This is a genomic window from Endozoicomonas sp. SESOKO1 (assembly GCF_024606265.1).
GTDB lineage: Bacteria > Pseudomonadota > Gammaproteobacteria > Pseudomonadales > Endozoicomonadaceae > Endozoicomonas.
Genome location: NZ_JAHHPP010000212.1, coordinates 1 through 11,578, shown reverse-complemented (window position 1 = coordinate 11,578; position 11,578 = coordinate 1). Strand labels below are relative to the sequence as shown.

The 11,578-nt window shown below is 49.0% G+C and carries 9 protein-coding genes and 1 pseudogene; 6 read left to right on the top strand and 4 right to left on the bottom strand.

Annotation, left to right across the window (positions count from 1 at the left end):
• Positions 1-184 precede the first annotated feature (184 nt).
• From mutY to KDK13_RS09865, 3 genes are all read right to left on the bottom strand, one after another.
• Complete coding sequence (gene mutY / locus KDK13_RS09875; RefSeq protein WP_257284813.1) at positions 185-1,267, bottom strand: A/G-specific adenine glycosylase; 1,083 nt, start codon at positions 1,265-1,267, stop codon at positions 185-187.
• 56 nt (positions 1,268-1,323) lie between these two features.
• Positions 1,324-3,372, bottom strand: coding sequence for an AsmA family protein (locus tag KDK13_RS09870; protein ID WP_257284812.1), 2,049 nt, complete (start codon positions 3,370-3,372; stop codon positions 1,324-1,326).
• Positions 3,373-3,481: 109 nt separating this feature from the next.
• Positions 3,482-5,383 carry an SPOR domain-containing protein gene (locus KDK13_RS09865; protein ID WP_257284811.1) on the bottom strand — a complete coding sequence of 634 codons (1,902 nt, stop codon included), beginning with the start codon at positions 5,381-5,383 and terminating at the stop codon, positions 3,482-3,484.
• Between the two features lie 388 nt (positions 5,384-5,771).
• On the opposite strand from KDK13_RS09865, the gene KDK13_RS09860 reads away from it, so the two are divergent.
• The 6 genes and pseudogenes from KDK13_RS09860 (at position 5,772) to hisF (ending at position 9,726) form a co-directional block, all read left to right on the top strand.
• Entirely contained in the window at positions 5,772-6,428 is a 657-nt protein-coding gene (locus KDK13_RS09860; RefSeq protein WP_257284810.1) for a hypothetical protein, read from the top strand.
• A gap of 105 nt (positions 6,429-6,533) precedes the next feature.
• Positions 6,534-7,127 carry an imidazoleglycerol-phosphate dehydratase HisB gene (gene hisB / locus KDK13_RS09855; RefSeq protein WP_257284809.1) on the top strand — a complete coding sequence of 198 codons (594 nt, stop codon included), beginning with the start codon at positions 6,534-6,536 and terminating at the stop codon, positions 7,125-7,127.
• A 2-nt stretch (positions 7,128-7,129) separates the two neighbouring features.
• Entirely contained in the window at positions 7,130-7,774 is a 645-nt protein-coding gene (gene hisH, locus KDK13_RS09850) for an imidazole glycerol phosphate synthase subunit HisH (RefSeq protein ID WP_257284808.1), read from the top strand.
• A gap of 16 nt (positions 7,775-7,790) precedes the next feature.
• On the top strand, positions 7,791-8,519 hold the full coding sequence (gene hisA / locus KDK13_RS09845; RefSeq protein ID WP_257284807.1) for a 1-(5-phosphoribosyl)-5-[(5-phosphoribosylamino)methylideneamino]imidazole-4-carboxamide isomerase: 729 nt from the start codon (positions 7,791-7,793) through the stop codon (positions 8,517-8,519).
• Positions 8,470-8,920 (top strand): annotated as a pseudogene (locus KDK13_RS09840) (DUF4870 domain-containing protein). The gene hisA and the pseudogene KDK13_RS09840 overlap by 50 nt, the downstream one beginning before the upstream one ends.
• Before the next feature lie 32 nt (positions 8,921-8,952).
• A complete protein-coding gene (gene hisF / locus KDK13_RS09835) occupies positions 8,953-9,726 on the top strand; it encodes an imidazole glycerol phosphate synthase subunit HisF (RefSeq protein ID WP_257284805.1) in 774 nt (257 codons plus the stop codon).
• Between the two features lie 386 nt (positions 9,727-10,112).
• Here hisF and KDK13_RS09830 read toward each other — a convergent pair whose 3' ends face one another.
• Positions 10,113-11,390, bottom strand: coding sequence for an AhpA/YtjB family protein (locus KDK13_RS09830; protein WP_257284804.1), 1,278 nt, complete (start codon positions 11,388-11,390; stop codon positions 10,113-10,115).
• Positions 11,391-11,578 lie beyond the last annotated feature (188 nt).

Here is an 11,578-nt window from a genome sequence, read left to right as displayed (position 1 = left end):
TTTTTGTGGTTTTTTTTTATAAAAAGTGCCGTTTGGATTGGTCTGAATTCAGGTGAACCATATTGTGAATACAGTATTCAAGGTAATGCTTACTGCTAAGCAGGCAAAGTTGATATGGAGAAGGTTAATACTATCCATATCAAAAGGAATACTCATAGCCAATAACACTGGCAGGCAAGGCTGCTTACAATGTATTTTCCACTTTTTGTAAAAGTTTCTTTACCGGTGCTGCCAGCCCCAATTCAGGCGGTTGGTCCAGTGCAAACCAGTAGTAGCGATCATGGTCTTTAATAACCGTACTGGTCTGTCCCGGATATTCAACAAAGCCAAGTGCCGGGGTAATGTCCAGGTGGTAGTGGCTGAAGGTATGACGAAAAGACGGCCATGTATCAAATTCTGTCAGTAGCAAGCCTGTTTTCTCAAGAGTCTGTTCGGTAATCTGGTCAGGATCTGAAATCTCGGGAAAGCTCCAGAGTCCTCCCCAAATACCAGTCGGTGGACGTTTTTCAAGGAGAACTTCACCGTACTGATTCACAACCATCAGCATAATGACTGACTTTTCCGGTTTTTCCTTCTTTGGCCTTGATTCCGGAAACCGCCTCTGCTGGCCTGTTTGGTGAGCGATACAGTCCGCCTCCAGTGGACACACCTGGCAGGAGGGTTTACTTCTTTTGCAAACCGTTGCTCCCAGATCCATCATCACCTGAGTGTAATCACCTGTTCGGTGCCCGGGTGTCAGCTTTTCAGCAATCTCCCATAGCGCATTGGCGACACGTGTCTGTCCGGGCCAGCCGGAGATGGCAAAGTAACGGGTAAGCACTCTTTTTACATTGCCATCCATAATGGGGGCCCTGATCCCCATGCTGATGGAGGCAATGGCTCCAGCGGTGGATCGACCAATGCCCGGAAGCTCCATAAGCTGCTCAACGGAGCGGGGAAATGCCCCTGAGAACTCACTCACCACTTTTTTTGCGGCTTTATGCAGGTTTCTCGCACGACTGTAATAACCGAGTCCACTCCAGAAATGGAGTACTTCATCTTCATTTGCTACCGCAAGGTCAGAGACCTCTGGAAATCGCTCCATAAACTTCTGGTAGTAAGGGATGACGGTGGTTACCTGAGTCTGCTGCAGCATGATCTCGCTGATCCAGACCCGATAAGGTGTTTTATTTTGCTGCCATGGCAGGTGTTTACGACCATGTGCATCAAACCAGTCCAGGAGTTTCTGGCTGAACGTATTGTTTGTATAAGCGTCTTTTTTAGTCATTCAATTTCAAAAATCAGGTGTGCGATCAGCCTGGTGGCCGATCGCTCAAATAGCCGCTAGTTGAAGAAGCCCTTCAAGAGATCTTTAACAGGTCCCTGTATTTTGTCTTCTATCTTCTGCTTAAGGCGGTTTTCAGCAAGATCCGCGATGGTTTCAGTCAATCGTTTGACATCGATACCACATGTCAGGTCATCAAGATCACCATGGCAACGAACAGGCCAGGTGACATTGACATACTCCTTGTTGATCTGACAGGCGGGATCACTGTCAGGCGCTTCTTCTCCCCGGATGTTGAGGCCTAAATGATAGTCCAGTTGACGATCAACAAGATTGACGTATCCATCACCTTTCAGGTTCATATAAGCGAGTGCTGCGATCAGATTATCGTTTGTTGCAACACCGTTTTTGATGACGAAGCTACCGCTCAGGTCGGTAAACTCAGTTGAAGAGCCCCAATCTGTCGATCTCAGCTCTTTCTTACGAACGATGGCAATGCCCTCACACACCATTTTGTCAAAATTGGCCTCAGTGAATACACCTTTATCAATCGTGAATTCGATGTTGCCATCCAGGTTTCTGGTGAGGACACTGGCGTATTGACCCTGTGTATGAACCTTCATGCTGGCATTCACATCGCCTTGCACTGAGGCAAGATCAGGAACGGGTGTCGACAGGGCTTCAAGGCTGATATTCTTCAATTCTGCAGAGGCTGCCATTTTGGGCTGGCCTGACTGACGCACATCCAGGTCGGCAGTCATATCGATAGTGCCCTGGTAAAAGCGGGAACCAATGTTGACTTCCTGCCTGCCCCGGGCTGCTTTTATAGCCACAGACGGCTGTTCAAAAATGAATTTGGCAACGGTGAGCGAGGCCAGTTTCATGGAGCCATCAAGATTAAGGCCGCGAAGCATTGCTACTGGAATCAGGGGGTGTTCTTTACCTGATGGTTTCTCCGGGCTCGATTGGGCTGGTTGTTCTTCGTCAGGGGCTTCTGTGTCAGCAGCTTTTGTGCCATCCGTTTTTTCGCTATCCGTGGCAGGGGGGAGATAATTATCCAGATTGAGGTCGTTGCCGGTGAAATTAAACTGCATATCGCCCCGGTCAATGCTGTTCATTGTGAAATTGCCATCCAGAGTAAAGCTATCCAGCTGTAGCTGAAGCTTATCGGCAGTCAGACTTTCACCATTGGTGCTGAAATGACTGTCAAAAGATAGCTTATTCAAGGCTTTTGGGTCAGCCATGGGAGGAAGCTGAACCTTGATCTGATGCAGCAGATTGGCAAGGTTAAACTCTGCAACGCCCAGGTTGCCTTTAACCAGCACAGGCGTTTGCTGATACTGAATATTACCGACAATACTCAGGCTTTCACCTTTTTCTACATCAGGTGTAGCACTGACTTTCAGGTTTTGAATGTCATAATGACCTGCGTCGAGATTAAACGTCATCTCTCCACTGATCAGTGAATTTACGACAAGATCCGGAACGGTGATGTGGGCTTTTAATTGAAAATGAAAAGGCTGCTGATTGCGGATGGCTCCAGTGGTTAAACTGGCCTGGTCAATAATGTATTTCTGCCCGGAAACCTGGTCGTCGTAGCTGATCAGCAGTCCACTGACATTGACGCTGGCAATATCCAGTTTGAGAGGAGATGAGTCTGGCTCAGGCGTTGGCGTCTGCTCCGGTTCCCCGGGAGTCTGTTGCTCTGAGGGCTCTGGCGCACTGACCTGCCAGTTTCCCTTACCTTTGGTATTCTTCACCAGCGTTAGCTCAAGCCCTTTCAGCTCAAGGGTCTGCATTTCAATGCGTTTACTTAATAATGGAATCAACTTCACGCTGACTCCGGCAGAGCCCAGTTGCGCCAGTTGAGAGTTATCGGCCCCTGCTACGGATACATCCTCAAGAGAAAGGCCAACCCATGGGAAGATTGACCAGCCAATGGGTCCATTAATGCTCACTTTCAGTCCTGAATGGTCATAGACAAGCCGGGTGATGTCATCACGATACTGGTTAGGATCAATAAACCGTGGCAGGAGTGCCGCAGCAATAACACCCAGCAAAACCACCGCCGCCAGCAGCACGGCAATGAACTTGAGAATGCGGTTCATGAGAAGCCTCAGGATCTGAAGTTTGGAAGAGTTAAAGTAACAGGCACCTATCTTACCCTGATACTTAACGTCATCAAGGGTAAAACAGGTTTATTGTTGTGGGATAGAGTCAGAGGCTGGCGATTAGCTGCTTTTTCAGTGATTCCAGCGGGCGGGTCCATGGATGAAGTATCAGGGCAATGTTTTTCATGGCCGGAGACTTCAGGGCCCTGATGGCTTCCTGACTGTTTCGGTATTGTCCCTGAACCAGAATATACCAGTCCTTCTGGTTACGCTGAACATGGACTGTGACCGCTGAAGCCAGCTCCGGGAAACGCTGTTTCAACTTATCAATGGTTTGCCGGTTACTGGCTGCGAACCACTGAATGGTATAACTGTCTTCAGGGCTATTCAGCAGTGCATTCACCGGTCCGTGTTTGTTATGTTGCTCATGCTCATAATAGTTGTTGTCCGGTTGATAACCCGGGTTAACCCTGAGAGGTTGATCTCTGTCAGGAATGGCATGAACAACCGCTGGTTGATGTATTGCCGGTGTATCGACTTCGTTTGAGGGCATTGACCGTGCCTTTACCGGCTGTTGGTCAAAATTTTCACGATGGACAATATAGGTCTTTTCACCGGGGTCATCCTGACTAATCCATTGACGTTTATCAATAGAAGGCTCCCGCCCGGAGTTGGCCCACTCATGAGTTGCCTGTGGGGTTGTACCAACCAGCGACTGCAAATAAGCAATCTGTCTGACTTTTGGCGAGAAGCGTGAAGACACTCTTGACAGCGAGGGAGTGAGCAGAGCATCCAGCGCCTCTGAACGATTCACGAAAAGCATACTCACCAGGGCGTAGCGATTCCTGCTGTTTTTCTGGTAACGAATGATCTGGGTATTTTTCAATTCGCTGTAACGAAGCCTTGCTCTTTCAAGCGATGCTTTTCTGCTGGCATTCATCCATTCAATCGTATAACTCTTTGGATTGGCCGTCAGCACATTCATTGAAGGCAGGGATGGTTCGGGTTCTTCATAATCCCGTTGTTCCCTGTATTCACGAGCCAGTGCAACAGGCTTGCCCTGAATGTTATAGTCAACATTTTCCGGAGGATACTGCTGAGGAATTCTACTGCGATAGGCTGGCGTGATACTGACATACATTTCTTGAGGGTTGGCCTGTTCTGGCAGAATCCGATAGTTTTGATCACTGGACAAGCCAGAGTAAGCTACGCCACCGAACTCACTTCCATAAGGCACAGTATTCTTATCAGTAGATTGACTTTTAAAGGAAATATCATAATTCACAGGGGCATTATTGCTGTCGTGCATGGACAGCTCTGGAAGGTATTCCGGCTGATTGTTTTCAACAAGCCTTTCTACTGGATATTTCGGCCTGACAATATCCATTTTATGAAGACTGGCCAGCGATCTTGTCCAGGGGTAAAGCTCCCTGGCCATATGGGATCTTGGCGGTGAGTCCAGTTCAGCCATGGCAGCAATATGGCTTGGGTATGGGCCATCCAGAAGCACATACCAGACTTTGCCTGATCTTTTGTATTCAGCAATTGTCGCGTCTTTTAATACCGGGTAGCGCTGCTTCAGAGCTTCCAGCGGTCCGCGCTCTTTTGCTGCCATCCATTGAAGCACATAATGATCTTTCGGAGCGTCCAGAATGGTTGCTAAAGACTCTGTATTTCGTGCTTCAATGGATAATGAATCATAGGACTCAGCATAAAGCTGTCTTTCATCAGGCTGGTTTTTCCTGGAGTTTCCGGCATATTGTGGAGCAGATGGTGGAGCAGATTCAGGTTTATAAACTTGTTTGCTTATGCCGTTGCATAGCCAATCATTATTAATACCTGACTGGCAATTCCAGGAAACATTCGAAGTCAGAGGTTTTGGCGGCAATACAAGACTCTCTGCAACAGGAGCAGCTATTGACGTCAGAGCGGCCACGACACAAAGCCTGAGTTGTTTTTCCTTGAACAACAATCGACCGGGCATGGTATCAGATCCTTCTTTATTCAATTCAACAGTACCTGACTGGTAAACAAAATCAACCCTTATAAAAAATTTTTTTTTTATTAAATGTTTCCTGTGAATATTTCGAATCTTAAAAAGAGAGCTATTATGTTAACGGCTGAGTTGTTTTTTCCGGGGAAACAAGGCGTATTTGATTTCTGGTTTTCTCTAGTCTGAAAAAATTGGATTTATACGTTTATTGACTATTAGATTGTCTGAATAATTAGTCTTTAATCGTGTAAAGAAAGGTTGGTGGTCTCCTCAGAGTTAATGAAAGGTTGTTGAGGAAAAAATAATGTCGAAAGTGAATTACCCTGCTTTTAAATTACCTGGCAATATAATTTGGATGATAGGGGTACTTAACATTTTATTATGCACAGTGCCCGTCGGCAGTATGGCCAATGAATGCTTCCCTGTGTTTGATAAGGCAAAATCTCAGTACATCGTCGGTTATGGCAGCCTGCTCTATGAGCAGGCAAGGAAAACAACCAATATCGGGTTTAAGCCAGAAGTTCCGGTATGGGTCGATGGGTTCAGAAGAGGGTGGCAGACCAGGACCCGCCAGGACAATAACGTAAAGGTGACAGAGCTGGGGGTTATACCGCTGGTTGGCGGACGGTTCAATGGCGTGTTGATTGCCATGCCAGCCAATAACATCAGGTCCATAGACCGTCAGCAGAAACTGACCTGTCGTGTACTGGTAAAACCGGGGCAATTAACGCCCATGAATAATGGAAAAATCCCGGACAATAGTCAGTTCTGGCTCTATCAGACGCAAAATAAATACAGCCACAGACCCGCCGGTAGCTATCCGATCCTGATGTCCGATGTGGATGAGTTTCTCACGGGGTGTATTGAGCAGGCTGACCAGTTTGGTCTTGAATCCTTTGCCAGCGAGTGTGTAGCTACCACCTGGTACTGGTCATCACATTGGGTGAATGACCGATTACACCCATTGAAATCCAAACCGGCTCAAATCCAGAGGCTGCAGGTGGATAAGCTGCTGGAAAACCTGGAAGGTAATCTTTATGAACAGGTCCGGTCCCAATAAGGAGTATCCTCTAATTGGCTCCTAGCGGCCAGGAAGCAGTCTCTATATAATGGCTCACCAAATGTCCCGGCAACACAATAGACGACAATCCAACCGGAGAAATTCATGGCTGAGCGCAAGGCGAGTGTTGAAAGAAACACCCTGGAAACCCGGATTCGTGTGGCCATCAATCTGGATGGTACTGGCAAGGCATCTTTTGATACAGGAGTGCCTTTTCTTGACCACATGATGGATCAGATTGCCCGCCATGGCCTTATTGACCTTGATATCAAGGCGGTTGGGGATAACGAAGTCGATGATCACCATTCGGTTGAGGATATCGGCATTACGCTGGGGCAGGCCTTTGCCAAAGCGCTTGGTGATAAAAAAGGACTGTATCGTTACGGGCATGCTTACGTGCCGCTGGATGAGGCGCTTTCCAGAGTCGTTATCGATTTCTCCGGGCGACCGGGCCTGGAGTTTAATGTTGAATTTACCCGCGCAATGATTGGTCGCTTTGATGTTGACCTGTTCTATGAATTCTTCCAGGGCTTCGTTAATCACGCCGGTGTTACCCTGCATATCGACAACCTGCGGGGACGCAACGCCCACCATCAAATTGAAACCGTCTTTAAAGCTTTTGGCCGTGCCTTGCGTATGGCGGTTGCCCTGGATTCGCGGATGGCAGGCCAGATGCCTTCCACCAAAGGGTCATTGTAACCATGAAGACGGTCGCTGTTATTGATTATGGGATGGGAAACCTGCACTCCGTCAGCAAGGCACTGGAACATGTTGCAGATGCAAATACCCGAATCATGGTTACCGCCGACCCCGGGCAGATACTGGCTGCCGATAAGGTAGTACTTCCCGGCGTTGGTGCAATCCGTGACTGTATGGCGGAAATACGACGCCATGGCATCGATGAAGTGGTTCGGGAACTGGTAGCCACCCGCCCCTTGCTGGGTATTTGTGTCGGAATGCAGGTTCTGCTGGATCATAGCGAAGAGAACGGCGGGGTTGAATGCCTTGGCCTGTTCTCAGGTGATGTAAAGTTCTTCGGGAAAGACCTTCGGGATGCGGAAGGCTCTCGATTGAAAGTCCCCCATATGGGCTGGAGCCCGGTCAGTCAGGTTGAGCCATCGCACCCCCTCTGGCAGGGTGTTGACGACAATGCCCGGTTCTATTTCGTGCACAGTTACTATGCCCTGGTTGCCAGTGAAGCGGTGGTGGTGGGCAGAAGTGACTATGGCATTGGTTTCGATGTCGCCCTCGGACATGACAATATATTTGCTGTGCAGTTTCACCCTGAAAAAAGTGCTGCCAATGGACTGCAGCTGCTCGAAAACTTTTTAAAATGGAAGCCCTGAACTGGAAGCCAGAACGATGTTAATAATTCCTGCAATCGATTTGAAAGATGGTGCCTGTGTCCGGTTGCGTCAGGGGGAAATGAAGGATGCCACGGTCTTTGGAGATGACCCGGTTGCCATGGCCAGCCGGTGGGTTGATGAAGGTTGTCGCAGGCTTCACCTGGTTGACCTGAATGGAGCATTTGCCGGCAAGCCCCTCAATGCTGATGCGGTTCGTGGTATTACCGCACAGTACCCTGATTTGCCCGTGCAGATTGGTGGGGGTATTCGTGACCTGACGACAATAGAAGCCTATCTGGATTCAGGTGTTACCTGGGTGATTATTGGTACTAAGGCGGTAACCGACCCTGACTTTGTCAGGGAAGCCTGCCAGAAGTTTCCTGGCCATGTGATCGTCGGCATTGATGCCCGTGATGGCTGGGTAGCCACGGACGGTTGGGCAAAGGTCACCGACACCCAGGCTGTTGCGCTTGCACGTCAGTTTGAGCAGGATGGTGTCTCTGCCATCATCTATACCGATATCGCCCGGGATGGCATGATGCAGGGTGTGAATGTTGCAGCAACCCGGCAATTGGCAAACAGCATGTCGATTCCTGTGATTGCTTCCGGTGGTATTACCAACATGGATGACATACGTGCCCTGAAAGCAGTGGCCGGGGAAGGAATTGCCGGTGCGATTACCGGGCGTGCCATTTATGAAGGGACACTCAATCTGTCCGAAGCACAGCGTTATTGTTTACAGTAGGGCTAAGCCCTCTTGGTTCAAGGCTGCAACGATGAATGATTCTGGTATTCCCCCTATGAACATGCCCGACCGGGATGATAAGAACATGGCCGTGCTGGCACATCTTCTGCCGCTGTCTGGTTTTATGGTTCCGGGGTTAAATATTGCCATACCGCTGGTGATCTGGCTGATGAAGCGGAAAAAGTCACTCTATATTGAGCACCACGCCAGAGAGTCCCTGAACTTTCAGATCACCGTCACACTGCTGGCCACTCTCTGGATTATCCTCAAGTTGATGCTGGTTATTGCCACTGGTTCCAGTGATCATCATTGTGGTTCTGGTGTTCATGGTCAGGGCAGCCATGAAGGCAGGCAGTGGTGAGTTTTATCGTTATCCATTGTCGTTGCGGCTGGTAAATTAAAAAAATAGAAAGGTTATAGAAAGGTTTAAGTCATGGGGCTGGCCAAAAGAATAATTCCCTGTCTCGATGTGGAAAATGGGCGGGTGGTTAAAGGTGTTCAGTTTGTCGACATTCGGGATGCGGGTGACCCGGTAGAAGTCGCCCGTCGTTATAATGAAGCGGGAGCTGATGAGATAACCTTTCTCGATATTACCGCCAGTCATGAAGGGCGTGACACAACGATGCATACGGTTGAACGCATGGCCAGCGAAGTCTTTATCCCGCTGACCGTTGGTGGTGGCATTCGCAAAGTGGAAGATATCCGCACCATGCTTAATGCGGGGGCGGATAAAGTCAGTATCAACACCGCGGCTGTTTTCAATCCTGAATTTGTGCAGGAAGCTGCTGACCGGTTTGGCTCACAGTGTATCGTTGTGGCTATTGATGCCAGGAAAGTGAACCAGCCCGGTGAGCCAGATCGCTGGGAGATCTTCACCCATGGTGGGCGTAAGCCTACCGGCCTCGATGCTGTGGAGTGGGCCCTGAAAATGGAGCACCTGGGAGCCGGTGAAATACTGCTGACCAGTATGGATCAGGACGGTGTCAAAAATGGCTACGACCTTGGCGTCACCAGGGCTATCTCGGAGTCAGTGGGTATTCCGGTCATAGCATCCGGCGGCGCTGGCAGCCTGGAGCACCTGGTGGAAGGGATCAGTGAAGGTAAAGCGGATGCGGTACTGGCCGCCAGTATTTTCCACTTCGGGCAATACTCTGTCTCTGAAGCCAAGCAGTACATGGCTGCCCGGGGGATTGAGATGAGAATCTGACCAGGATCGCTGATCAGGGTGCCTCGCAGAGGGCTTCCATTTACACCCTCCTGCCGTGATTATCAAATCCCAGTGGTTGAGTGGTAATTACTGGGATAGTTGTTGCCTTATACACCGGACTGTCAATATGATTGCAGCGGAGCTGTACTCTTTTACAACAAAAAGGGCGTACAGACGGCAATGAAGAAACCAGCCTGCCATAACAGGAGCATGCCTCAAAGCTGGATTCAGAATTCAGTAGATCTTGCGAAGAAGGGGCGGGATGAACAGCTCCTGAACCAGTAACAGAGTTCATATATTCATTCTTAAGGTAATTATTCCAAAACTCCATAAACTTAGCAGGCGGAAGTCGATCCTGCCGCAAAATATTTGAAATTTATTTAGGCTCATTCACTTAAGTCCAGAATGGATACCATCTCAAAAATCTGGCCTCTCAGCTCATTGGCCTGTTCGTTTTTGATGCCTTTAATGTTGATGACTTCGCTATCCAGGGCCTCAAAATCCGGAAGGTCTGAGGGAAGCCAGCTGGCTTCTGACCGGCGCATATAAATGCCATCCATATCTGGCAGGTTGGCCAGAGTCAGTGCCTGGCTGGCAGCGCTATCGCCCAGGGCCGGGTGTTGCTCTTCAGGGAATTCTGCCTGTTGATCACTCAGGCTGAGGCCAATACCAATATGTGCTTTGGCAATATTGATTGCTCCGGCTTTTTCAGCCAGTGCCTCGATCATCAGGCAGCAGAATAAGGCATCTGAAGTAAATGTCGGGCTCTCTTTGCTGGAAAAACGCAGATAGGCATTACCCTCTGGGGTATAGGTAACCTCGCCACCATAATAATCTGCGGCTTCACTGATGATCTGGCTGTGAGTGCGGAGAATATCCTGCAAATCCCTGGGTGCCAGTAATTGTTGAAGTCTGCCCAGGTTTTTGACTTTGATCGTGGCAATCATCGCCGTTTCCTGCTTCTCTTCGACTTTCTCTTCTGGCTCAGCCATTTTCTTTTCCAACAACTTCTGTTCGACAAAGGCAGAAAGTCTGGTGATTTCTCCCGTTATTGGCGGGATTGGGTTGCCAGTGGGCAGAATGGAGCGCAGCTGCCGCTCAATAAGAAGAAGCCGGGTCGCTATGCCGGATGCATAGAGCTGCAGAGCAATCAGTCCGGCAAGAAGAAGTATCAGGCTAATAGCAATAATTACCAACAGGGCTTCTTTCGGTTTCTGGCTTAACAGGTCCTCGTTGAGTGATAAGCGGGCATAACCGGCAATGACATCCTGGTAATGAATGGGTGATGAATAAACGGGATGCCTTTCGCCTTCATCAGCCGTTTTGGAAATGGCCCTGGCGATTCTCCGGTTATCGATGCTGTAGATGCTGGCTTCAGCAACATAGGGGTTTTGCACCAGCTGACTGAGCAGAACATTCAGGCTAAGTCTGTCTCCGGTGACCAGCATATCTGTCGCGGCACTGGCCGTCTGTTCACTTAACAATTGACCAATGCTGTCAGCCTGGTGCTGACTTGATGAGTCAATCTCACTGCTGATGACCAGCGACATCCCAATAGTCAGGGTTACCATCAGAAGACCAAAGATGAACAATAGTTGCGTACGGATGGAGAAGCGGGATGAGAACCGCGTGAAAATGTCTGGCGTGAAAATACGCTTGTTCAAAAGTTAAGCTCCTGGGAGGAAAGCCAAAGATCACGATAAATTATCAAAGTTATATCCTATCAGAACTCTTTCTGCTTTCCGTAAAATCCCTGTGATAGACTACCGACGCCTGTAACGACCACGGAGGTTGTCTGAAAACAGACTGCCATCCTCGGAGCCTGTCCGAGAATAGCGCCCGTAGCGAGGAT